This window comes from Paenibacillus sp. FSL R5-0766, assembly GCF_037971845.1.
Taxonomy (GTDB): domain Bacteria; phylum Bacillota; class Bacilli; order Paenibacillales; family Paenibacillaceae; genus Paenibacillus.
This window is the reverse complement of sequence record NZ_CP150227.1, coordinates 3,605,727-3,630,753: the sequence shown is the minus strand read 5'-3', so window position 1 is coordinate 3,630,753 and position 25,027 is coordinate 3,605,727. Positions and strand designations below refer to the sequence as shown.

The 25,027-nt window shown below is 46.9% G+C and carries 14 protein-coding genes and 1 pseudogene; 2 read left to right on the top strand and 13 right to left on the bottom strand.

Annotated elements, in window-relative coordinates; translation table 11 throughout:
- Positions 1-40: 40 nt before the first annotated feature.
- The 7 genes from MKY66_RS15665 to MKY66_RS15635 all read right to left on the bottom strand — a co-directional run bounded on the left by MKY66_RS15665 (position 41) and on the right by MKY66_RS15635 (position 15,337).
- Complete coding sequence (locus MKY66_RS15665) at positions 41-1,669, bottom strand: alpha-glucosidase (protein ID WP_076210557.1); 1,629 nt, start codon at positions 1,667-1,669, stop codon at positions 41-43.
- Positions 1,670-1,691: 22 nt separating this feature from the next.
- On the bottom strand, positions 1,692-2,585 hold the full coding sequence (locus tag MKY66_RS15660; protein ID WP_076210560.1) for a carbohydrate ABC transporter permease: 894 nt from the start codon (positions 2,583-2,585) through the stop codon (positions 1,692-1,694).
- Positions 2,586-2,598: 13 nt separating this feature from the next.
- Positions 2,599-3,513 (bottom strand): ABC transporter permease subunit, encoded by a 915-nt coding sequence (locus MKY66_RS15655; protein ID WP_076210563.1) that lies wholly within the window; start codon positions 3,511-3,513, stop codon positions 2,599-2,601.
- A 62-nt stretch (positions 3,514-3,575) separates the two neighbouring features.
- Positions 3,576-5,312, bottom strand: a complete 1,737-nt coding sequence (locus MKY66_RS15650; RefSeq protein ID WP_076210564.1) for an extracellular solute-binding protein — start codon at positions 5,310-5,312, stop codon at positions 3,576-3,578.
- 250 nt (positions 5,313-5,562) lie between these two features.
- Positions 5,563-6,969 carry a response regulator gene (locus tag MKY66_RS15645; RefSeq protein WP_076210566.1) on the bottom strand — a complete coding sequence of 469 codons (1,407 nt, stop codon included), beginning with the start codon at positions 6,967-6,969 and terminating at the stop codon, positions 5,563-5,565.
- Positions 6,966-8,678 (bottom strand): histidine kinase, encoded by a 1,713-nt coding sequence (locus MKY66_RS15640; protein WP_076210569.1) that lies wholly within the window; start codon positions 8,676-8,678, stop codon positions 6,966-6,968. Before MKY66_RS15640 ends, MKY66_RS15645 begins: the two co-directional genes overlap by 4 nt.
- Before the next feature lie 275 nt (positions 8,679-8,953).
- Complete coding sequence (locus MKY66_RS15635; RefSeq protein WP_076210571.1) at positions 8,954-15,337, bottom strand: GDSL-type esterase/lipase family protein; 6,384 nt, start codon at positions 15,335-15,337, stop codon at positions 8,954-8,956.
- Between the two features lie 208 nt (positions 15,338-15,545).
- Between MKY66_RS15635 and MKY66_RS15630 the strand changes: the two genes are divergently transcribed.
- Positions 15,546-16,418, top strand: coding sequence for an AraC family transcriptional regulator (locus tag MKY66_RS15630; protein WP_076210573.1), 873 nt, complete (start codon positions 15,546-15,548; stop codon positions 16,416-16,418).
- Positions 16,419-16,546: 128 nt separating this feature from the next.
- Here the strand turns inward: MKY66_RS15630 and MKY66_RS15625 are convergent, their stop codons facing one another.
- Positions 16,547-17,284: an SDR family NAD(P)-dependent oxidoreductase gene (locus MKY66_RS15625; RefSeq protein ID WP_076210575.1), complete on the bottom strand. Its 738-nt coding sequence runs from the start codon at positions 17,282-17,284 to the stop codon at positions 16,547-16,549.
- A gap of 176 nt (positions 17,285-17,460) precedes the next feature.
- Between MKY66_RS15625 and MKY66_RS15620 the strand changes: the two are divergent.
- Positions 17,461-18,074, top strand: a pseudogene (locus MKY66_RS15620) (TetR/AcrR family transcriptional regulator).
- Between the two features lie 282 nt (positions 18,075-18,356).
- Here the strand turns inward: MKY66_RS15620 and MKY66_RS15615 are convergent.
- From MKY66_RS15615 to MKY66_RS15595, 5 genes are all read right to left on the bottom strand, one after another.
- A complete protein-coding gene (locus MKY66_RS15615) occupies positions 18,357-18,710 on the bottom strand; it encodes an SH3 domain-containing protein (protein WP_076210576.1) in 354 nt (117 codons plus the stop codon).
- A gap of 140 nt (positions 18,711-18,850) precedes the next feature.
- On the bottom strand, positions 18,851-20,437 hold the full coding sequence (locus tag MKY66_RS15610) for a glycoside hydrolase family 43 protein (RefSeq protein WP_076210578.1): 1,587 nt from the start codon (positions 20,435-20,437) through the stop codon (positions 18,851-18,853).
- 62 nt (positions 20,438-20,499) lie between these two features.
- Positions 20,500-22,476 (bottom strand): YjhG/YagF family D-xylonate dehydratase, encoded by a 1,977-nt coding sequence (locus MKY66_RS15605; protein WP_076210580.1) that lies wholly within the window; start codon positions 22,474-22,476, stop codon positions 20,500-20,502.
- Between the two features lie 16 nt (positions 22,477-22,492).
- The gene (gucD, locus tag MKY66_RS15600; protein ID WP_036671416.1) at positions 22,493-23,959 is read right to left on the bottom strand and encodes an alpha-ketoglutaric semialdehyde dehydrogenase GucD; all 1,467 of its coding nucleotides are present in this window, start codon (positions 23,957-23,959) and stop codon (positions 22,493-22,495) included.
- Between the two features lie 21 nt (positions 23,960-23,980).
- Positions 23,981-24,856: a fumarylacetoacetate hydrolase family protein gene (locus MKY66_RS15595; RefSeq protein WP_076210582.1), complete on the bottom strand. Its 876-nt coding sequence runs from the start codon at positions 24,854-24,856 to the stop codon at positions 23,981-23,983.
- Between the last annotated feature and the right edge of the window lie 171 nt (positions 24,857-25,027).

Below are 25,027 nucleotides of genomic sequence, written 5' to 3'. Positions count from 1 at the left end.
TTCTTTCTTGAGAACTGAACATTATATAACGTATTATGCTTTAATTATGAATAACGTACATTCTTGCTTCATATGGACGTAATTCACTCTCCGAGAGTTCACCTGTATAGTTAGCTATCAAAAGCTGATGGGACCCTGTCAATTGCTCCTGAAGCGGAAGTTCGGTCGTATATCCCTGGAAATTGCATACCACAAGAATTGTCGTACCATTCAGCGTTCGGGTATAAGCAAACACATCTGGGTTCTCTGGAAAGATCAGCTCATAATCGCCATATACAATGACTTCATGTTCTTTTCGTAAATGAATTAACTTCCGGTAATAATGAAATATGGATTCAGGGTTATTCAAACTTTCCTCGGCATGGATCTGCTTATAATTTGGATTCACCTTAATCCAAGGTTCGCCTTGTGTAAAACCCGCGTTATCGGAAGTATCCCATTGCATAGGTGTGCGTGCATTATCACGTCCCTTGGCGTAGATCGACTCCTTCACACTTTGTTCAGGATAACCTTTCCCCATTCTTTCCTTATAAAAATTGAGCAATTCAATATCCCGATAATCCTCGATCGCATATTGAACATTCGTCATCCCCAGCTCTTCACCTTGATATATGTAAGGCGTACCTTGCATGCCATGAAGAAGGGTAGCTAACATTTTAGCCGATTCAACTCTGAATTCTCCATCATTTCCCCAACGTGATACGATACGTGGCAAATCGTGGTTGTTCCAGAACAGACTGTTCCAGGCATCACCCTTGAGCTCCGTTTGCCACTTGGACAGCACTTTTTTTAATGCCATCACATCCAAAGGTTTAAGATCCCACTTTCCTTTGCCTTCTTGTTCATCCAAACTGATGTGTTCAAACTGGAATACCATTGAAAATTCACTGCCGTCCGGATTGCTGTACAGTTTGGCGATCTCCGGAGTGGCGCCCCATGTTTCTCCAACCGTTAGCAAGTCTTCTGCTTTTTGAAACGTCTCCTTGCTCAGTTCCCTGATGTATTTATGCAGATTAGGTCCGTTTCCCGTAATTTTCAAATCCGGTTCTTTACCAATTAAGTCGATCACGTCAAGTCGAAAACCACCCACACCCTTGTCGATCCACCAATTGATCATGTTATATATCTCCTGCCGGACTTTGGGGTTTTCCCAGTTGAGATCTGGCTGTTTTACGGAAAATAGATGCAAATAATATTGCCCGATCTCAGGCACCCATTCCCAGGCTGAACCACCAAAGGTGGACCCCAGGTCGTTTGGAGGCGTTCCTTCCACGCCATCTCTCCAGACGTAGTAGTCATGGTACGGATTGTCTTTGCCTTTTTTGGCTTCTTGGAACCAGGGGTGTTCATCCGAGGTATGGTTCAACACCAAATCCATAATGATCCGGATCTCTCGTTTCCCGGCTTCATCAATTAATGTTTCCATATCTTCCAAGGACCCAAACATCGGATCGATATCCTGATAATCTGAAATATCATATCCGTAATCATCTTGAGGAGACTTGCACACGGGTGATAACCAGATCGCACCGATGCCGAGTTGCTGCAAATAATCCAATCGTGACACAATGCCCTTCAAGTCTCCAATGCCATCCCCGTTTCGATCTTGAAAGCTGCGTGGATATATCTGATATACAACGGTTTCTTTCCACCATTTTTTATTTTCCATGTTCCATTCAACCTCTCTAATGTTATTCTTTGACCGATCCTACGACAATGCCCGTCACAAAGTATTTTTGCAGCAAGGGATAAATCAGCAATAGCGGGATAACAGCGACTACGATTTTGGCTGCATTCAGGTTTTTGTTCGAAATTTCAGTCAGGTTACTGAGTTCACTGGAATTGGTGCCGGCTTGAAGCAAATCAGCAATATTCACGTTAAGGGACTGAATATAGGTCATTAACGGATAATTACTCACTTTGGTCATATAGATCAACCCGCCGAAAAAGTCATTCCACGTACCCACGATACTGAATAAGGCGACTGTCGCCAGTGCAGGAATGGATACGGGAACATACACTTTGAACAAGACCTGGAGCGGATTGGCCCCATCGATGAATGCTGCTTCTTCAAGCGCTTTAGGTACAGCGGAGAAGAAATTCATCACGAGAATGACACTGAATATCGGGACAGCGCCTGGCAGAACAAGTGCCCAGATCGTATTCAGCATATCCAGGTTTTTGATCAGCAGGTAACTGGGAATCATGCCTCCACTGAACAACATGGCAAAAATCATGATATTCATATAAATGTTTCTGCCTTTAAAATCTCTTTTTGATTTGGATAGTGGATAAGCCATTAAAATAATCAGAATCATGTTGAGCACAAGAGCTAGCGCAACACGTAGAACGGATATACCAAAGGAGCGCCAGAACTGTGCATCTTCGATAATTTTGGTATACGCTGCTGTTGTGAAATTAACTGGAACGAGACCTACTGCGTTGGCGGATACCGCCTCGCTGCTGCTGAATGAAATGGCAACGATATTCCATAACGGAAGAAGGCAGACCAATGCCAGCATGATGACGATGGCATAGATGGCAAACCGGCCAATTCGATCTTTGAAGTTTGCAGAATAGGACACAGGTTTGGCCTCCTTAGAATATTTTTCGGTCCGTATATTTTTTGGCCAACTGGTTGGCAGACATGAGCAAAACAATACCGATAACGGACTTGAACAAACCAACAGCTGTACCGAAGCTATACTGTCGCCCAACGAGACCGATTCGATAGACATAGGTATCCAGAATGTCGCCCGACTCATAGACAACCGGGTTATACAGATTATAGACTTGATCGAAACCGGCGCTCAAAATGTTGGTCAGACTCATTACGCCCATGAGCAGAATAATAGGCAGCATGCCTGGCAATGTAATATGCCACACTTTTCTCCACCAACTTGCTCCATCCATTCCTGCTGCTTCATACAGACCGGGATCAATCGACGTAATCGCAGCCAAATAAACGATGGAACTGTAACCAAACTCTTTCCATACGTCTGTACCGATAATCAGTGGCTGGAACCAGGTGTTGCTGCCAAGGAAATTAATATTTTCGAGGCCAAAAAACGCCAACATTTGATTCACAATGCCATCCAAACTGAACATGTTGACAACAACCGATGCCAGTACAACCCAGGATAGAAAGTGTGGCAGATAAACAATCGTCTGCACGGATTTTTTAACGTATTTGATACGAATTTCATTTAATAAAACGGAAAAAATGATGGCCATCATCGTTCCGAGCAGAATCTTGCCAATCGCAATCACCAACGTATTGCTGACGACCTGCGCGATATCCGGCAGCTTGAACATATACATAAAATGTTTCAAGCCTACAAATTCAGAGCCGAACATGCCCTTGGCCGGTATATAATCCTGAAACGCTGTAATGATACCGACCATTGGAACATAGCTGAATACAAGCAAAAACAAAATGCCCGGAATCATCATCATATGGTACATGGCACCTGGGCCGAGCCGCCCTCTCGCTTTCCAATTCCCCTGTTTCATGGATGAACCCCTTTCGTTGAAGAAAGGCTGCGTATCGCAGCCCTGCTACTGTTCATGGATGTCTATTGTTTCGATGTGATCTCGTCTTCAATTTCCTGAATGACTTGATCACCACCTTGTTTCTTCCAATTGCTGACGAATGTATCGAAGTAATCGAGCGGTTCTGAACCCGTTATGATTTTGATAAACGATTCCTGCTCCAACTTTGTCAGATTGGCCCACGTCTGTTTCATGCTTGGCGTAGTGCCAGAGAAAGCAGGTGTCATCCATACAAATTTGTTTTCTTGTGTCAGTTTGTCGATCAGTCCAACTCCGTTGATCCGCGAATGATATTTTGACCAAGCAGTCACATCATCCGTATCCATGTCGCTCAAATACGTTTTGATGCTTCCGATGTTGTTTTTCGATTCGGTTGTGCGAACCTCATCTAGGCTGATCTCTCCTTTAATCCCGCGAACAACGTCAGAGTAATCATCCAGCAGCGATGTAGCCGAGTTGACTTCGATATTAAAAGGTCTCGTAGATCCGTCTACCCCGGTCTCCTGATATTTGGCAGCTTCCGGCATGGTTGTTGCGGCATCTTTATCATTGGCTAGTTTATCGTAGAACAGGTTAAGAATCTTAACGGCCAGTTCAGGGTGTTCATAACCCTTTCTCACCACGATAAACTGATTGGATGGATTGGCATGCGCCACGTTGACCTTGCCGTCTGCATCTTCCAGCGTATAAGCCGAGAATTTCGCATTTTTATCCATCTGTTTTGCACTGATCAGTCCCCAGTCAGGGATATGCCACGGTCCAAAGGCAATACCGCTTTGGCCATTGGCGTAGAGTGCGGTAATATCATCAAACGTGCGGGTTCCGAATTGCGGGTCGATAATGCCATTCTTGAACCAATCCGCCATGGTACCCAGCATTTTCTTCGTTTCTTCTGTTGTGGAACCATACACGATTTTGCCGTCTTCACCATTCATCCAATATTGCGGGAAGGCTCCCTCGGTTGAGGCCACACCCAGCATCGTATAAGCAGAGCCATTATAATCTGTTGTATTCATCGTGTTCACAAATGGAATACCTACCGGGTTCCCGGATTGACCAGGATCTCTTTTCAGGAATTCCAGTGCTGTTTGCTCCACCTCATTCAGCGAAATGGCACCGTCTCCGTCTGCATCCAGTTGAATCCCCAGCAGATCCAGCCAATCTTGACGAACCCAAACCATCGTTGGCGCGGAATCCAGGGAAGTCGCCGGAAGGCCCATCAAACGTCCATCGATTGTTGCATTTTCTAATGCACGTCCATCATAGGAATCGTACATCTGCTTGATATTATCCGTAGCATATTGATCGTAAATGGCAGTCAGATCCTCAATCAGGTCGTTATCCACCAGCTCTTTCAGTTCATCTTTGGAATCAACACGCATCATGTCAGGCAATTCCCCGGATGCGATGGCGAGCGAAACTTGACGACTATAATCTTCGCCATTGGCTTCAAATTGGTCTGTAATCTGAGCGTTAAACGTGTCTTTGACCAGCCGAGTATATGCATTGTTCTCATAGGTATCACCAGCCGGCAGTTTTGGATTGGCTGTGGTTACCCGTCCCATGGTTACGGTGATTTCGTCTTTATAGGCACTGAACGGATCTCCCGGCGTTACCTCATATTTGCCTGCTTCCTCTGCTGTAGGAGGGGTGGAAGTGCCTCCACATGCCGCTAGGGCTGCAACCATCAAGGCGGACATGGACAGCACGGCCAGACGCTTTGTCACCCGTTTGCTTTTCATAGACCATTTTGTTCTCATCTAGTTCGATTCCCCTTTATTCTGATGTTCAATATTTGTTTGCGCTTTCATTATAAAATGAAGTGAAGGCCAATCGAGATAGGGATTACACGTCCGTTTGGATAGAGAAATGGTTACAGTTTTCAGTCCGTATGATGAAGTATGGTTAACTTGTGATCATTTACCCTACCTACTGACCAACATTTGTCTATCTACCCCTCTTCTCGATCAAAAACAAAAGCCGGCAGCTCCTAAAACAGGAGACTGTCGGCTATTTATTTCCTCTACCTAGCTGCCGATATTCGCTTGGCAGAAGACCTGTCAGTTCGCGGAAAATCCGGCTGAAATATTTTTCATCCGTATAACCCACTCGCTCTGCAATCCAGAAAATCGTATTATTTGTATTGAGCAAATACTCTTTGGATTTCTCTACCCGGATGAAGCGGGAGTACTCATTAAAGGTTTTCCCCATCAAATCTTTGAAACATTGACTGAAATAACTTCGGCTGATGTTGAGTTGTTGGGAGAGACCTGAAGCTGTATAGGCCTGCTCCAAATCATGCTGCACGATCATCACTGCTTTTTTCACGGCATCAATGATTTCCTGTGAATATGAAGTCTGTTCATCAGCCTTTCGAATGCTTGCAGCAGTCTGTTTGATCCATTCTTCAACCTCGTACCAGGACTCGAAAGAATGGATCATCGAGATTCTTCCAAGCGTAGTTTGGGCAAAAAGGTGGTTCCATTCCATCACGATCGAGTACAGCAATCCCATCAACTGACCTTTATGTAATCGTAAGGATATAAACTGATCAATGAGTTGATTGTAGTAACTGTCGTGGTGGGTCCATGGGGTTTGGAACCAACTTTGCTTAATCCGATCAAGGTCCTCATCCTGCGGTTCTTTTGAACATGTATCTTCATCATTCATGGAAATGGTAATGACTTGGTTATTGGGATTGTACGCATAGAATAAAGTCGTCTCTGTATAATTCCTAATCCAGTTTTTGATTTGAGACCATGTTCGCTCTTGTACATCAGACAAAACCAACAACGTACTTTGGGGAACTTGATGCAAGCATTCCTTCAATTGATGAAATAGTTGATCCTCTTCGGACGAGGGTGCAGCCCACATGCAGCTATGACGCTCAACCTCCCACCTTATCTCATCTTCATGCGCAGTTAACTCCGTTGGCCACTTATGCTCTGATTTACGATCCTGTGAAACAAGTGCATACACATTTGGATAATGGACATTGATTTCATCCTGCGAAGGCATCTTTCTTATCGTGTTTGTCAACCCGCTAATTCGGGTATGTATCCGTTGCAGAACATGTTCGAACTGCTCTTTCTCCAGCTGCACTTTGGCTATATAATCGATGGCTCCGAGTCTTAGCGCTTCCTGGATATAATCGAAATCCTGATGCAGTGTTAACACAACGATATGAAGTTCGGGATAGAGCTGCCTCGCAGCTCGCATCAGTTCAATCCCTGACATGACGGGCATCGCAAGATCCGTTAGCATCAGATCGACCGGTTGGGATTTTAGAAAATCCAGTGCTTTCAACCCGTTGCTTGCTTCTCCTACAACCTCCATGTCGAACTCGTTCCATGGCATCGCAGAGCTAATGCCTTTGCGTACCAGCTTATCATCATCTACAATCAATACCTTAATCATGCCGAGATATCTTCTCCTTTAATAGGCAATACGAGCAGTATGCTTGTCCCTGTTCCCAATTCACTCTCGATCACCAGTTGTGCTTGGTCCCCGTACTGTGCTTTCAACATGCGGTGAACGTAATTGAGTCCGATGCCCATCCCTACTTTTTGTTGTTCAGCTTCACGATTGTTCAGCAGATTATGAATGGTTTCCTCCGTCATACCTGCGCCATTATCTTGTATCATAATGTTCAACGTTGAAGTGCATGTCACTTCAATCTGAATAAAACCTTCGTCACTCAATCCATGATATAACGAATTTTCAACCAGCGGTTGCAGAATAAAGCGGGGCACAGGAATTTGAAGTACTTGTTCATCTGCCGTAATGCGGACGTCAAATTCAAAGTCATAGCGAATTTGCTGCAAAATCAGATACTGTCTTAATGCATCGATCTCCTCTTCCATGGTGGATACTTGCCCTAATTTGCCTAGATTGTAATAGAGCAGCTTGTTTAATGACTGCACCAGCTTGTCGATCTCCCCTTGTCCGTTCATGACCGCCAGCCAGTGCACCGTATCCAGCGTATTCATCAGAAAGTGCGGATTGATCTGATAGAGCAGTTTTTCCACTTCCAGGTCTGCACGTATCTTCTCTTTCTGCTGAACTTCCTTGAAGAGGTCACCAATCTGATGCTGCATATTCGAAAATTCGCCCAACAGAAAATCAAATTCAGGAATCTGAGTGCGAGCTCGGTTCCCTTTTGTTTGTGGATTTTTGGACATCCCATTGATCTCCGAATGGAACAGACCGAGAGGCTTGTAGACCATCTTCCACAGGAGCCAAGCAAGAAACACGGTAAAGCCGAGGAAGAATAAAGCGACCAGCAAAATTTGAAGCAACCACTGGTTTTTCTCCTGTTGATATTGGGACTGCGAAATGACCGATACAACACTCCATTTCTGTGAGGAATCCTCTTTGAACCAGTGATACCCGCGGGATATTCCGTCCTTGGCAGGATCGACCGTTAAGCTGGAGAAATTTTCTCCTACCTTCATGGCTTCCGGTATTTCACTGTACACAATGTTTCCCTCACCATCCAGGATGAGATGAGATAATGCGCCGTTGTATTGATTGTAGCCCAAGATATCCTGTGTGAGGCGAAAGCCTGATTCTACGTAAATGAACACGTCGTTCCTCTCGGAAAGTTGTACTTTACGCATAGCAGACAGAACGAGTTGATCATCAAATCGGTTCATACTCATATGGGGGCTATAGTACTTAATGCCATAGGTTTGGAAGAGCACAGGCAGAGACTCAGGAGAGAAACGATCCTTGATTGGAAAGTTGCCGAACTGAGTAGTACCTTCTTTTTGAAAGTAATACAGGGTCAATCCGATATTAGGATTGGTGAAGGTGACAACACTTAACTCGTTCTTTAATTCGTCCCTGGCCTCAATCAGTTCGAAGATATCGGAGGACGGATTCAAGAATTCATCCATTCTTTTGCCTAAAGTCCCCCTGTAAGATAATTGTTGCGTAACATGATTCAGATTGGTGATGGAGTTCTCCAATGAGGATGTCACCTGTTGTAAATTGCTGCGGATGCCATCATCGATCTTATTTGCGAAAATGGAGTCGATCGTATAATAAGAAATCGCAAATATACTGATAAAGGGGATAAACGCACTGAGAAAGAACAGTAAAAAAATTCTTTTTTTAAGTGTCATGGGAACCTATTCTCCTTCTGAAAATGAAACAGCAAGCCTCCTGCGTATGGAAGCTTGCTCTGAATATACATTCAAGCGGACAGGCTGTCTGTATCCTGTCCAGGTCCAATTTCCTTTCATCATTATAGATTGATATTCAAATAAGTCAAACGCTTTCATACTGTGCGTATACAAAAAGTGCTACTCCTCAAAATGATGAGGAATAGCACTTTTATATGTGTACCTTACTTCAGTTGTAATCACTTCTTGTTCATGGAATGCTCAAACATTTCAGTCTACTCTCGTACCGTCACATTTAATTTGTGTGATCTGGTTTCCCCTGAGGAATTGCGAAGTACCGCTTCATACTCGTAGATTCCAGGTGCCCTTCCAGAGATTGCGGTAACTGCAGACTGTGCACTAGGCGTATTGGATTGAAGCGATTGTGTGTCGATCAATACACCATTTTCGTAAAGTTCATATTCGGTTGCGTTTATTCCCCACCATAGATTCATGGTGACATTAAAGTTGCCGTCACCGTCCCAGTTGTCATTCGACAGAACCGCTTGCCCTGGGGAAGCATCTGTGACGATGACTGTCAGTGGAACACTCATGGTTGAACCCAGTGCATTGATCAATTCTCCAGTATAGATATAGGTACCATTTTTCTGTCCAGTAATATCCACTTGAACAGACTGGGCGGACGGGGATTGATCGACCAGAGAAATTTCTTTAATCAATTCACCATTCTCATACAGCTTGAACTGATTGCCGTTATTCCCCCACCACAGATTCATCGTGATTGTATAGTCTCCGTCTTTGAGCCCCGTGTCATAACCATTATTATCAGATAACACCGGAGTGCCAGGGGCACCGTTTGCAAGTGGCGTAGTCTGATGGAGCCATTCCTCCCACTTAATCAGCACGCTTGCCTGCTCATCCGTAAATACGTTTCCTCTAGCTGCTTGAACGTCATTACCGTAGGATGCAAGCAATTGACGCGCTTTTGCTCCTTCACGATCGTTGGCTGCCTGTTTGGCCTGCTGTAACGTGTTTGTGAGCTGATCAGCAAGAATGCTGGCATTAGGATCGATCGATTCATCAGCAAAGGTGTTGGTCAGATTAATCAGGCTGTCGAATGTAGTAATAACTGCAAAACTATATTCTACCGTCTGTTCCCACCCAGCCAAATCGGAGACGGTTGCCGTAACCTGGTTCAGTCCGGGTTCCAGTGTATACGCAGGAGTGTCGAGAAGCACACCCTCTGGTTCTTCTACACCGGATACCGAATCGGAGGCTGTATAGCCAATTTCCACCTGCTGATCAATGGTGTATTCGGTTTGACCATGAATTTCAATGGTTGGAGGTACGAAATCAATGGATATGGACAAAGACTGTTCGCTCTCTTTGTTACCGTCAACATCGACGCTCCAGTAGGTGATGGTATGTGTTCCTTCTTCAGTTAGAGTCAACTGAGTGCCACTCACCGTTTCGCCACCATTAATTTGATAATAGGTCCCTTCGATATCGGAATCTTCATCGCTTGCTGTGAAGGTTACTTGTGCTGGAGAAGTATACCAGCCGTTCTGCGATTCTCCTTCTACAGTTGCCGTGGTATGAGGGGCTTCCTGCTCCGGAGTTTCCCCTTCCAGCGTAACAAAATCAGATAGCGGTACATTCAATTCCTTCACAAGACGTGCCACGATTTCAGACACCTTGATTGCACCGTTCATTTGCAAATGTGTATTGTCTTCCGTTGTGCCTACCCACATGAATATCGATTTGGTTCCTTCTGTGCCAAGCTCCTGGAAATGCTCCCAACTGGCTTGGTTCAGATCGATGATAAGCGTTTCCGTTTCCTGCGCCGTTTCTTTCATCGCCTGTACGTATTCCGGGAAGCTTTTGTTCAGCACCTCTCCGGTAAAATCACGGCGGTTCACTGGTGTGACCAGAACCGGAATAGCACCTCTCTGCACAGCACCGTTAATGTATTCTTTCAAATATACCTTAAACTGCTCGGGAGTAAGATAACGCTCCGGACGGGACGGCGTAGAATCGTTATGAGACCACTGCATGAACAGATAATCCCCTTCATGAATGTCGAGCAAAATATCGTTGAGATATCCGCCGACCAAGAAGGTTTTGCTGCTGAGCCCTCCAACTGCCCTGTTATCAATACTGACTTCATTTGGATCAAAATATCCATCCAACGTTTCGCCCCAGCCTGCTTGCGGACGATAGTTCTCCGCGTAATTGGCCACAGTGGAATCACTGGCCAAATAAATAACCGGTTTATCGCTTGCAGTATGATCTGGCAGTCGCTCCAGTTTCAGTGCATTGATTTTCGGTGAATTTCCTGTGAAGTTGAAGTTAAAGACCCCATCAATCAGGGCAACGTCATACGTGATTTCTTTGAATTCGCCCTTGGCAATGCTTGTAAGCGGCAGCTTTGTCATCTGCTCTACAACGACATTTGCGCTGGTCAATTCCTCCGCATCCCCGATGGTCATCGTTACCCGGTAATTCGCCGGCTCCATTTCCGTCAGGAAGGAGGTGCCGTTTACCCGTGTGAAATCCTCCTTGAGCAAATCTCCGGTTTCCCGGTTCTCATCTTTGGTCAGCGCAGTATCAGCAAAGCCGTACCCATTGCCTTCAATGTACGCTCTTTTGCCATCTACCTTGATGTATCCGTCGGCTGCGTCGCCAGAACCAAAGTCAAATTTGTATTCACTTATCTCTTCGCCTGGTTCACTTGTCAATGAATCCTTCGCTACAGTTAACATGTTAAACGTATGGTCAACTTTAGCCTGCGTGGCTTCCGTATTGAATATAGCTTCCGCAGCTGCCAAAGCCCGGTTCACCACGGCCTTCGATGCATCTGTATAATCCGACAGATTCAGTGCTTTGATCTCATCGTACAGAGCGATTAAGGCCGTCTGATCGCCGCCCTCTGAAGAGAGCTGAGTGCCTTCAATTCGCACGTTGTCGATCTGGGTAGTCCAGTTCAACGTGCCTCCACCGCCTTTTCTCGTGCCCAGGAATCGCATGGATCTGACGTTGTCCGCATATGCGGCGGAACTCAGCGAGATATCTGCAATCGTTTGTGTAACTGTCGGATCGGCTAGGTTCGTTAATGTCAGATCCAATGTTTTCTCGGCAAAATTAACAGTTGCATCCACATTGACCCACTGGTTCTTGGAAATATCTGTAGCCGTTCCCCCTTCGGGTATGGCTGTATCCCCTGTGCCGTAGTCCGGGTTATATGCACCGACAAAATAATGAATTTTGGTGCTTCCGGTTTTGGTATACAGCGTGAACAGGGCATTTTCGTTAGAATCCTGGACCGTGAGATGACCTTCTGATGGATAGGCACTCACATTACCGGATTGCCAGTCAAAGTTCACGTTCACCTGATCGCCGTTTACGGCATCGAACAGACGGAATACTTTGGCCCGATTGCCTGAACCTGACCCCGCGACGGACAGGACCTTATTTCCGGACTGTTCAACTACCGTTCCCGCCATGGTTCCTGCAATACCCGTGGCATTGACCATCGCATACTGGTAGTTGGCAGCGTCGCCTTCAAAATCCTCCTCATAGAGCTGGGCTTCCGGTTCTGGTTCTGGCTCGGAAATATCCGGGTCGATGACCAGTGATGAAATGCTCAGCTCCATGCCTTTGACTGCACCAGCAACGAGTCCGGCAATTTTCTGTGCACCGTAGCTGCTGAAATGCGTATTATCGTTGATGCCATTCGGGTATTTTGGATATTCACCCGGATTAGCATAGAGGAACACTTTCTCCGTAGCTGTATTACCAATTTTGTCGTAGTACGCAATGCTTAATTTGCTGAGATCAATAAGTGGCACATCAAGCTCCTCCGCCACTTCTTTGGCAGCCTGCACGTATGCCGGGAAGCTGACATTGAATTCCTGAGTCACCGTGTTAAAATCTCTGCGTCCAACCGGAGTGAGCAATACCGGTGTTGCGCCCCGCTGTTTGGCACCGTTTACATAACGAGCCAAGTAGATCTTATAGTCCTCCGGTGATGCGTAACGGTCCGGTATCCCTGCACTGGCGTCGTTATGACCAAAGGAAATGAAGAAGAAGTCCCCCGGCTTAATTCGTTGCAGGATTGTATCGAGACGACCGTCTACCATAAACGATTTGCTGCTTCGACCGCCGATCGCATCGTTCACTATCACTGCCCCATTGGAGAAATAACGTCCAAACTGCTGCCCCCATCCTTCTTGAGGAGCCTGCGCTTCACTGTACGATTGCATGGTTGAATCACCAGCCATATAGATCGTTGTTGCCGCACCAGCCGCTTTCTCTGGATATTTCTCAATGATGACGTCTTGGATGTCTATGGCTGTACCTGTGAAGAGAAGATCGAGCTGTCCATCCACTAATGCGACATTATAGGAATACTCCAGCGGTGCTCCTGCTGTCACATTGGTTAAGGCGAGCTTCTGGACGAATTCGGATTTGACTCCAACGTTCGAGTCATTTGCATCATTGCCCAATCGCAGCGTCACCTTATAGTTGGCATTTGGCAGGTCAACAGCAAATGTCGTACCTGTAGCGACCGAAACCTGGTTTGCCCCTACCGTAACACCACTTGTATCCTTGAAGCCGTATCCCGGATCTTGTGTGTAGAGCGTATCCTGTATGTTCGTACTTCCTGACTCAGTCTCTGTACCGAAATTAAAGCGGTAGACCGGCTCCAGCATTTCAGCTTCGAGAGTCAGCGCCAGATCGGCTTTAGGGAATGCTGTAGCTTCCGCTCCAAGATAAAACCCGGTATGAGGCGGCTGGTTGTAGGATACATTTTGCCAGGCTACGCCAAGTCGATACACAGGGTCCTGCATCAGCGTAGGGATGCGGTAGTCTGAAGGAATGGTCGTTGTGTAGAGACGATACTCCGAACTATCTTCGCTCCGCAGCAGAAGCTCCTCACGCCAGTCGCCCAGAATGTCCGCCTGGAGTGCTGGATTGCCTTTGGTATGGTTGTTCGTTAACGTACCGGTTGCCCGGAAGATTTCATTCAGCTTTTTGTTTTGGTAATCCCACTTATAGATGAGCGGAATTCCTTTGGCTGTGCTATTATCCCACTCATGGTCCAACAGCTCCCGCTGAAGATCTCCATCCCACCAGATGGCGAAATTGGCGGTTTTGGGCCCTTCGTCCACAGTGTAGATAGCCTCTCCGGCTGCTGAATAGGTATTGGTTACAGGTACACTTTGCCCGTTGGTAATAGTCGTGGCCCATGATTCGTAACCCGGATAGTTCGGATCAATGTCCGCCGACATCCCGCGACCGGTGTCAAAACCTGTTTTCTCACCCCAGAGGATTTCACCTGTTGCCGCATCGCGCATCTCCAGCCCGTATGCCGCATCGGAATGCTCATGCACACTTACGACCTGATAGCCCTCCCGGTTCGGATCGAGCTGGCCGGCGTGCATGGCGTCACCGTGGCCGAGTCCGGTGCTGTACATCAAGCTGCCGTCATCGTCAATGGCCAAGGCGCCAAACATAATTTCGTCCTTGCCGTCCTTGTCGACATCCAGCACACTTAGATTGTGGTTGCCCTGTGATTGATATTGTGATCCTGCTTCGTTTGTGTCGAACGTCCAGCGCTTGACGAGTTCCCCGCCAACATAATCATAAGCAACAAGCACTGTGCGGGTATAATAACCCCGGCTCATCACGACACTTGGCTTCGTACCGTCCAGATAAGCGATGCCGCCAAGGAAACGGTCTACACGGTTGCCATAGCCGTCACCCCAGTCACTGACGTTGCCTCTTGGCGGATCATAATTCACAGTGGATACAGCCGCGCCAGTCTCACCGTTAAACAGCGTGAGATATTCTGGACCTGAAAGTATGTATCCGCCGTCATTGCGATAATCCTTCGTGCCGTCACCAATGACCGCGCCTTGGCCGTCCTTCGTGCCGTCCGCCGTCTTGACAACAACCTCAGCCTTTCCATTGCCATCGAGGTCATACACCATTAACTGCGTATAATGCGCTCCGGCGCGGATGTTGACTCCCAGGTCAATCCTCCACAGCTTTGTGCCATCCAGTTTGATGGCATCGATATAGACATTCCCCGTATAGCCCGCCTGCGAATTGTCCTTGGAATTGCTTGGACTCCACAGGAAGACAATTTCATACTCGCCATCCCCGTCCAAGTCAGCTACGGAAGCATCTCCAGCATAATAGGAGTACGTTCCGCCATCCTTAGTCCGACCATCGGCCGGTTTATCGAGCGGAATAGGTAGATAATCGTTATGCCAGACCGATACAACCTCCGGTTGCATTTGCTCTTTGCCTGCAATAACGGTGGAGATCTGATATTGCGAGCTGTCGAAACCAGTGGTGTCCACGTAGTTTGTCACATCGCTTATGGGTGATGTGTTCACTTTGGTTCCATTTTTATATATATTGAAAGAGATATCATCTGGATCGTTGTTTAAATACCTCCAGCTTAAAAAAACGCCGTTGTCTACAAGAACCGCAACCAAACCCCGGTTAAGATACTCTCCTTGGCGACCCGGCAGGCTGCTTGATGACTCTGCACGTATCGGCGCCGGAGGAACAGCCAGTGAAATAACCATAAGGAGTGCTAAAAAAGAGACAAACATCGATTTCTGGATGGAAACAGTTCTTCGGATCATTCGATTAACTCCCCCTTATCTAAAAATTCATTTTTAGAATCATCAGTTCGACCCTGCCCAGATTGTTGTCATTTGAACACAATTTATAGCCACCTCCTTTATATGTTACCGCTTACATTTATCTTACAGGTCTAAAAAAAGACAGACAATCTAAAAAATGTGACGTATTATATAAGATAATTGACTTTTTTAGGAAGGAGATGAAACGATGGTTCATACGGTCTCTTATGCTTTTCGTAATGACGATACATCAATCATGACACTGGACTCTATTGGATGGCAGATCGTTTCTAGCGAGGAATATCGTTGTCCAAGTGATGATAGACCGGACCCGGGACACGTCGTTTTTCAATACACACTTAATGGTCAGGGTTATCTGGATATTGAAAATCAAACGATTCCTTTACCAAAGGGACATGCCCTACTTGTTAAAATCTCTGGAGAACATTGCTATTACTATAAACAAGAAAACAACGAGCCATGGGAATTTATATGGATCAACATTCGCGGGGATGAAGCTAACCGAATTTGGGATATGATGCATGATAATGAGGGACATGTCATTCGACGAAACGCGGACTCTCCCTTGATTCAAGAGTTATGGCAAATTATCCATTTGATTCATCAAGAGAAGGTTACGGACAAGTATCGCTTGTCCATGCAAGTCTATCGGTGGTTGCTTATCCTGGTACAGACGAGTCGGGATGCGGAGAAGGATATCGGTGCCCTATCCATAACAACGATTGAGAAATGCAAAAAGTTCATCCGAGAGAATTATGCATCTCCATTAACGTTGGATCTTCTAGCCAGCCATTGTGATATCAATAAACACTACTTGTGCAGATTGTTTCAGAAATCCGAGAAAACATCACCGCTAGCCTATCTCAAAGACAGACGCATTGAGGTTGCAATCCGACTACTCCGTACAACGGAACTTCCGATTTCCCAAATTGGTCAACAATGCGGTTTTGAGAGTCCCAGCTATTTCGGCAAAGTTTTCCGTCAATATATGTCCATGTCGCCCAAAGAATACCGCTTGAATAAGTTAGAGTTTCCTTATGAGGCCATCTATTATGAGTAGCTAAACTCGCTGTTTGCCAGTTGTCCTTGGCTTGGGAACAGCTCTTATACCAATACAATAAAAAAAGCCGCTGAAATAGCGACTTTTAATGGAACTATGTTCATTGTGTGCTTCGATAATTGCTGTACTTATTGAGCGGTGTATCCTCCATCTATGATCAGGCTATTTCCTGTCATATATGAAGAATCGTCACTAGCTAGGAACAGAACGGCTTTGGCCATCTCTTCTGCTTGACCCAGACGTTTCATTGGTGTTGCCGCAGAAAGTGCTTGTTTGCTCTCTTCCGGAATAATCGGTGTATCGATGAAGCCAGGGCAAAGGGAGTTCACCCGAATATTCTGCTCAGCATACTCCAGCGCGAGCGAACGAGTCAGGTTCACAACGCCGCCTTTAGCTGCATTATAGGCTGCTGAACCAGGCGAACCAACCCATCCGTACATGGACGCCGTGTTAACGATTGTACCTCCACCAATTTTGAGCATTTCGCGAATCGATTCACGTGCAACCAAGAAAACGCCGTCCAGATCAACATTGACCGTATTGCGCCATTCGGCATAATCAAGCTCATGCGTCGGATGAACACGTCCGATTCCCGCATTGTTGAATACGATATCGACTTGACCAAATGCTTCTACGGTTTGTTTGAAAATCTCAGAAACCTCTTCTTCACTTGTTATGTTTGCTTTAATAAAGAGAGCCTCTGCTTTAAGCGCTTTCAGTTCCTGCTCAAACGCCTTGCCTTTTTCTTCATTCAGATCCACCAAGACCACTTTAGCTCCTTCGGAAACGAATAAGCGAGCTGTTGCTGCACCAATCCCGGATGCTCCTCCTGTGATGACTGCAACTTTATCTTGAAGTTTGCCCATGAATAAATCCCCCAGTATAATATTTTGAATAGCGCCTATATAAATAGTGCTATATGATGTTTACAAAACTAATTCTATGCTTAAAATTGTAACAATCCAATCATTAAGATGTGACCAAGTGTCTACCTCGTAGACACTTTATAAAACTATGTCTATATTTATAGGAGTTTTTTTGAATGAATAATGAACTTACTGTGACATCTCAACATCGTAATCGAACCAAGGAGCACCTAAAAACCGCTCTGATTCAGCTCATTAAGAAAAAGGATTCCATGGTGTTTCTGTCAAAGACATCGTTGATCAGGCGGGTTATAATCGCAGCACGTTTTATTTACACTACCAGGATAAATATATTTTCGCCGAAGAGTTGTTGACTATGACACTCGAAGGATTGAGGGGCGCAGTAGGCAAACCCTATTGGCATGGTCAAAAGGTCTCAACAAACAAGCTGGATGCCGAATCTTTTCAAATCGTGGATTATATCTACGAGCACCGTGACTTCTTCGAACTGATTCAATACGATGATACGTTACCCGGTCTACACACAGGCTTTCCACAAACCATACTCAAAATCTATCAGGAGCAATTTGTCTTTGAGACGATCAACAACTCCCCAGTTAATATGGATTATTTCAAGTACTATACCGCCTACGGTTTTTTTGGACTATTAAACAATTGGATATTAAGCGGATATCGTGAATCACGCGAGGCATTTATCAAAAACGTAATTGAACTCACCAAAACGCATATTCACTCTTTTCATTATGTGGGTGACAAGTTTGAGGCGTGATTTCGCGTAAGTTGATTTAAATATCACGATGAACGATATGTCTGCTTTAGATAACAGGCCAGTTGCAGATGGAGCAGATGCTCCTGATTACTCAGGGTCATGCCCAGACACCAACGGGACGCAAAATCACAAGGGATTTACAGCACAAATAAAAAAACAGGCATGCATTTACACGAGAGGAATAAAATCCTCAAGGTAGATGCATGCCTAATTACGAACGAGACCATTACAACTGCGAAACAATCCAATTATGATGCAGAGTAAGTTTCTCTATGCCTTCGATTATAATTCCGATGGAGTCAATACCTTGTTTGGCAACCAGCCCTTCTCACCCTCTGCGGTATGAACAAAACTCCATTCATTTAGTTCAAATTCTTTTGTAACGATGATACCGGGTTTTACGGTTAATTCGTGTGCAGAATAGTCTGATAATGCAGTTGCGATCTCTTCTTCATTGGGAGTGCTTAATATTTGCTTCGGTACCCAGCCGCATTTTTTAGAATGCAAGGATTCACAGAAAATCCAGTTGGGGAATTCAGTATCTTCTCTCCCATATAGGATCGTATCTCCTTTAGCTAAAACGATGGGATCAGGATAGTTTGAATTATGGGGTTCAATAACTTTATATAAATTCATAATATACCTCCAACTATTATATTCGACCTGTTACCGACAAACATAATATCATATTATTATGTAGTTATTCATCCCTATTAGGATAAGCCAGAGCCCCCATCACAAGGGGCTCTGGCTTATCTCAATAAACTCACAGCATGCTATATTTCCTTATACATAAAATAGTCAAAATCGGCATGTTTTCGGGTTCCACCAAGATCCTGCACACAAAGACCGATATAGGTTCCCGTAAACCGGATATACTCCGGAGATTCATCGGACAGATGTGTGATATCAATCCACCCGCCTGCTGTATTCCAGGATGAATCGCTATTTAACGCATAATAAAAGCGGGCGCGATCTTGATCCACCACAGCCTTTAAACGAAGCGTGCTCACCAACTCTAGCGGAATATCCTCCAGCAGTTCGTCGTATACCCCGTATTTGGACTGAATAATCCCCAGGCAGAGCCCTTTCTCTTCATGATAAGTTACACGTAAGTAGAGATAGTCCTGGGTATCGTAGTACAAAATCAATCCGGCCATTTGCTGTGGATGGTCCGGCGCAAATTCCAGACACGTCTCGGCTTCACACTCCAAGGCCTGAAGTCTCCGTGCGATCATGCTTTGCCTGTGCGTTGAACTCATCGACTCCATGCCGTGCAAGCGTAAGTAACCGGGACGTTCCGTCAAGCTGAGCCAAGTCGAATCGGGTGGAATGCGAAGTGTATTCCAATCATGCCGAAGCTCAAAGTGATCGAAATGATCCATTTCAGCAATCGGCTCAAACGGATGGGACTGGATCATTGGTGCAGGCACCTGAACCTCCGGATATCGGTCACCGCTCGCAAGTCTCAGCCAGCCGTCCTCACTCCACGTACATAGCTGAAGTGCGGTCTCACGTCCAAGAATGCAATATTTGCGCTGAACGGGTCGTCCGACCAGATGAGCCATGTACCATTCGCCGGTATGCGTTTCGACCAGACTACCGTGGCCTGCCTTTTGCAGAGCTAAATCCGGTCTGCCGTATGAAGTGAGGATCGGATTGGCAGGATCGACCTCATAAGGACCTTGTAACGTACGGGAACGTGCTGAGGTAACCGCATGCTCATAACCGGTTCCACCTTCAGCCGTAATGAGATAATAATAGTCGTTGTGTTTGTACAGGTGGGGTGCTTCGGTCAGGCCTAGTTCTGTTCCCTTAAATATGTTCATGGCCGGTCCGATCAGCTTATGTTCCTGGACAGAATATTCCTGAAGAACGATGCCTGCAAACCGATTTTTGCCCTTACGGTGATCCCATATCATATTGACCAGCCACTTACGCCCGTCTTCATCATGAAACAGGGAAGGATCAAAACCGCTGCTGTTCAGATACACCGGATCGGACCAAGGGCCCTCGATATCCGTTGCTGTCACAAGGTAATTGTGGGTATCTTTAAAAGCGCCTACCCGGCTTTTGACATCGGTGTAGATCAGGTAAAACACACCGTTGTTGTAACTAAGACAGGGTGCCCATACGCCTCCGGAATTAATGTTGCCCTCCATGTTCAACTGCGTTACACGAGTCAGCGGAGAAGCGATGGGCCGCCAATGAACCAGATCCCGGGAATGGTGAATCCGTACACCAGGGAACCATTCAAAGGTGGAAGTGGCGATATAATAATCCTCCCCTGCTCGGCAGATGGACGGATCAGGATGGAAACCGGGAAGGATGGGATTGGTGATCATTTTCTGGATCTTATTCATGGAAGAAACCTCCGGTATGAAAGTAATGATCTGTACAACAACAGATACACAAAAGGTGGATATCAGTACCAGCCCAGCGCTTTTTTGCCGGCTTCCAGGGCGGTTATTATCCGCTCTACATCATATACATTCCCTCTCCAAGTCCCACCGCTGACCGATTGCAATGCAGCCCAGAGCTTTGTATCATCCGGCAAAGCTTCATCAGGCCTCATATCCGGATGGAAGGACCTTTGTGCCAGGATGAGAGCACCTTCTTCCGGCGAAAACGCCAGCTCTCCTTCTCCGACAAAGTTAATGCTGCCCTCCAGCGTGTTACGATCAACCACGATGTCAATCAGATCTCCGTTCCGCAGCTTGCCAATTGGTCCGCCTGCCAGCGCTTCAGGGCCAACATGACCAAAGCACGCTCCGGTGGAAACACCGGAGAACCGGGCATCCGTAATCAGTGACACGTATTTGCCAAAAGGCAAATGTTTAAGCGCAGATGTAAGCTGGTACGTCTCCTCCATCCCGGTTCCCGATGGACCTCGCCCAAGAAGCACAACAACGTCGCCAGCCAGAATACCTCCGGTCTTAATCGCATGGATTGCCTCACGTTCGGTGGTAAACACCTTTGCTCTGCCACGATGACGGTATACACCATGCTCATCCAGCACAGCAGGATCAATAGAGGTGGATTTGATGACAGAACCTTCCGGAGCGATATTCCCGGTTGGAAATGTTACGGTGGAAGAGATTCCAAGCCGCTGAGCGTGCTCTACACTCATGATGACACTGTCCGGATCAATGCCGTCCTGCTCTTTTAACTGCTTCCGCATGAGATGACGCCGTTCCGACGATTCCCACCAATCCAGTACCTGACCCAATGAAGTACCTGTAACGGTTGGTACAGACTCATCCAACAGACCAAGCTGTCTGAGGTGTAGCATGACCTCCGGTACACCTCCGGCCTGAAAGACACGTATGGTCGGATAAAAGATCGGTCCGTTTGGCAGAGCACTAACCAGCCTTGGAACATTTTTGTTAACCTGTATCCAGTCCTGTACCGTGGGTACGGTTAAACCGGCGGCATGGGCAATCGCCGGTATGTGAAGAAGCAGATTGGTCGATCCGCCAAACGCGGCATGAACGGTCATCGCATTGCGAATGGATGCATCCGTGACAATGTCTCCCATTCTCATCCCCTGAGACTCCATATGGATGAGTGCACGTGACGATTGGCGTGCCATTTCAAACCAGATGGGCTGACCGGAAGGGGCAAGCGCGGCATGTGGCACTGTCATACCCAGAGCCTCTGCTACAACCTGGGCCGTAGCCGCGGTACCTAAAAACTGACAGCCTCCTCCCGGTGTAGCACAAGCTCGGCATCCTAAATCGGACGCCATTTCCAGAGAAAGTTCCCCGTTGACGTAACGTGCACCGATGGTCTGAATTTTACCGGCGTCCTCTCCATCGGTAGGCGGAAGTGTGACGCCACCGGGAACGATTACACCAGGCAATTGCGGCATGCCGGCAAGCGCGAGCATCATCGCTGGAAGACCTTTGTCACAAGTGGCGACACCAAGAACACCTTTACGCGTTGGCAGCGAGCGAATCAGTCTGCGAAATACCATAGCGGCATCGTTCCGGTACGGAAGCGAGTCAAACATGCCGGTTGTCCCCTGTGATCTGCCGTCACACGGATCGCTGACATATCCAGCAAACGGGATTCCTCCCCGGCTTGAGAGTTCCTCTGCGGCAGCCTTCATCAGTAGGCCGACCTCCCAGTGGCCGGTATGGTAACCGAGCGCTGCCGGGCTGCCGTCTTCATTGCGTATGCCACCTTGTGTACTCAAGATCAGAAATTGTTTTCCGTTCAAATCCCCGGGCTTCCAGCCCATTCCAACATTCTGGGACATGCCAAACAAGTCGCCGCTTGGAGCATTCCGCAGCAAATCATCCGTTAGAGGCAGACGTCCTGCAGCCCCTGGAGCATGGGCTATGATATCGAAGCAGTTGGATGCGGTCTCTCCCATAATCGACGTAATCTGTTCGTACATGATAGCCTCCCACAGTTTATGACTTCACAAAGACCGTTTTGATGGCCGTGAAAAACTCGATAGCCGCTTGCCCCTGTTCTCTGGAGTGTGAACTTGACATCTTCATACCGCCAAACGGAGCCTGCAGCTCTACGCCGGCTGTTTCTGCATTAATTCTGACCAGTCCTGCATCCATGTCCCGGATGAAAGACAACATGGCTCCGACGTTCTGTGTATAGATGGAAGCACTCAAGCCATAATCGCTATCATTAGCCGCTTCGATCGCTTCCTCCAGGGAATCTACCGCAATCAAGGCCAGAACCGGGCCAAAGATTTCTTCCCGGGCGATGGACATATGGGATTCGACCCCTTCAAATACGGTCGGCTGCACATAGAATCCCTCTTCCAGTCCCGGACCGTCCCCTCTTTTTCCGCCAGTGAGCAGAACGGCACCTTCATCTTGGCCTTTTTGAATATAACTCAGCACGGTATTGAGCTGTCCTTCGCTTGCACATGGACCCATCCAGCTTCCAGAAGACATGCCGTCACCAAGCCGGATTTCCTGGATTTGCGAGAGCAGCTTTTCTTTGAAGGCATCGTATACTTTTCGTTCAATAATGACCTTGCTGGTGGCCGTACATTTTTGCCCGGTCGATTTCAACCCACCGCTGATTGTGGCTTCCACAGCCAAATCGAGGTCAGCGTCAGCCGCGATAATAATCGGGTTTTTCCCACCCATTTCAAGTTGATACTTGGCCCCACGTGCCAGTGCTGCGCCTCCGACCCGTTTGCCCACTTCATTGGAGCCTGTGAACGTTATTCCGCCCACATCCGGATGCTCAGCAAGTGCAGATCCGATCACTGAGCCTCTGCCGCATACCAGATTAAGAACGCCTGCCGGAATGCCCGCCTCTTCAAAACACTCCATTACTTTAGCTGCAGTGACCGCAGTTTCCTGAGCAGGCTTCAACACAACCGTATTGCCGTAAATTAAGGCCGGAGCCGTTTTCCAAATCGGAATGGCTACCGGGAAATTCCAAGGAGCAATAACCCCTACAACGCCAAGGGGTACGCGGGTCGTAAACATCAGTGCTTCGCTGTCCGTTGATGGAATGACATCACCGGTTTTTCGCATGCCTTCTCCAGCGTAATACCTTAAGATTGCTACACCGCGCAGTGTCTCTCCTTTAGCTTCTGGGAGTGTTTTGCCCATTTCCCTGGTCATCGCCTCTGCAACTTCATCGGCCCGGCGTTCCAGCACATTGGCTGCTTGAAATAGATAGTTTCCGCGTTCCGCGCCCGATAACCTCCGCCAATCTTTTGCTGCTTCCTTCGCGGCTGCAACAGCCCGGTTCAGATCCTCTACGCCTGAGGTGGGTACGTAGCCAACTACCTCCTTCCGATTCGCCGGGTTGATGCTCGGTTCGGTTTCGCCGGATGTCGCCTTCACCCATTCTCCGTTAATGTAATTGCTGTATGTCTGCTCTACCTGAAATGTGGTCATTGCATTCATCCTCCTTGTACATTAGTTTGAAATGACTGGATTAATAAGTGTCCCGATATCGCTAATGGATATTTCAATGCGGTCCCCGGGTGCAAGTGTAAAATCATTGGGTGGCACGATGCTTGTGCCTGTCAATAACACCGTACCGTCAAACAAATCGTTATCTCTGGCCAGAAAGGAGACCAGTTCATCGAGTTTTCGGTTTAACTCACTTGTGCTTGCCTCGCTTTTGACAACTATTTCACTTTCGCGATATATTTCGCAAACGATGCTGAACGCATATGGATCCTGCACCGTTTCCGCTAGACGAATGGATGGACCTATCGAGCAGGAATTGCGCCACATTTTTGCTTGCGGCAGATACAGCGGGTTTTCCCCTTCAATATCGCGGCAGCTCATGTCATTGCCAACAATGTATCCCACAATGCTGCCATCCGCGGCAAGCACTAACCCCAGCTCAGGCTCCGGGATCTGCCAATTGGAATCGCTGCGAAGTGTGACAGCCTCATTGGGCCCGACGGTGCGGGCAGCTGTAGATTTAAAAAAGATCTCCGGTCTTTCGGCATCATAAACTTTATCGTAAAAGGTCTTTGCATCCAGCTTGCCTTCGGTTGCTTCATAATTTCGCGCTTCGCGGCTGCGTTGATAAGTTACACCCGCCGCCCATACTTCCGGAGCTTCCAATGGAGTGATTAGATGCAGGGAAGTCCAATCGTCAGTTAACTTGTTCGACGGTTTAAAAGCGCTTTCAACAAGTTGAACTGGAGAAATCCCCTGCTTTCTTGCTTGATGGATCAAAGTCATAAAATCTGCTTGTGGCAAACGATACGCTTGTTCATCATCCGTAACGGCTGCCAGCCACTTCTGTTGTCCGTCCAGAAATCGAATAATTCTCATTCAAGCTTGCCTCCATTTTTCCCCATCGGGTTGATAATACTACCATAGCACCGGCTATGGTTCATGACGATGTTCTAATCACTCCGACGATTTACCCTTTTCACGCATTTTTTTTCTGTTAAGATGAGGTTATATCCGTTGAACTGAAAATAATTTACGAGGACACTCCGA

Coding starts and splice junctions, on each gene's coding strand:
- MKY66_RS15645 (WP_076210566.1), bottom strand. CDS start 6,969: ATGATTAAGGTATTGATTGTAGATGATGATAAGCTGGTACGCAAAGGC.
- MKY66_RS15630 (WP_076210573.1), top strand. CDS start 15,546: ATGGTTCATACGGTCTCTTATGCTTTTCGTAATGACGATACATCAATC.
- MKY66_RS15640 (WP_076210569.1), bottom strand. CDS start 8,678: ATGACACTTAAAAAAAGAATTTTTTTACTGTTCTTTCTCAGTGCGTTT.
- gucD (WP_036671416.1), bottom strand. CDS start 23,959: ATGACCACATTTCAGGTAGAGCAGACATACAGCAATTACATTAACGGA.
- MKY66_RS15665 (WP_076210557.1), bottom strand. CDS start 1,669: ATGGAAAATAAAAAATGGTGGAAAGAAACCGTTGTATATCAGATATAT.
- MKY66_RS15605 (WP_076210580.1), bottom strand. CDS start 22,476: ATGTACGAACAGATTACGTCGATTATGGGAGAGACCGCATCCAACTGC.
- MKY66_RS15615 (WP_076210576.1), bottom strand. CDS start 18,710: ATGAATTTATATAAAGTTATTGAACCCCATAATTCAAACTATCCTGAT.
- MKY66_RS15655 (WP_076210563.1), bottom strand. CDS start 3,513: ATGAAACAGGGGAATTGGAAAGCGAGAGGGCGGCTCGGCCCAGGTGCC.
- MKY66_RS15625 (WP_076210575.1), bottom strand. CDS start 17,284: ATGGGCAAACTTCAAGATAAAGTTGCAGTCATCACAGGAGGAGCATCC.
- MKY66_RS15595 (WP_076210582.1), bottom strand. CDS start 24,856: ATGAGAATTATTCGATTTCTGGACGGACAACAGAAGTGGCTGGCAGCC.
- MKY66_RS15635 (WP_076210571.1), bottom strand. CDS start 15,337: ATGATCCGAAGAACTGTTTCCATCCAGAAATCGATGTTTGTCTCTTTT.
- MKY66_RS15650 (WP_076210564.1), bottom strand. CDS start 5,312: ATGAGAACAAAATGGTCTATGAAAAGCAAACGGGTGACAAAGCGTCTG.
- MKY66_RS15610 (WP_076210578.1), bottom strand. CDS start 20,437: ATGAATAAGATCCAGAAAATGATCACCAATCCCATCCTTCCCGGTTTC.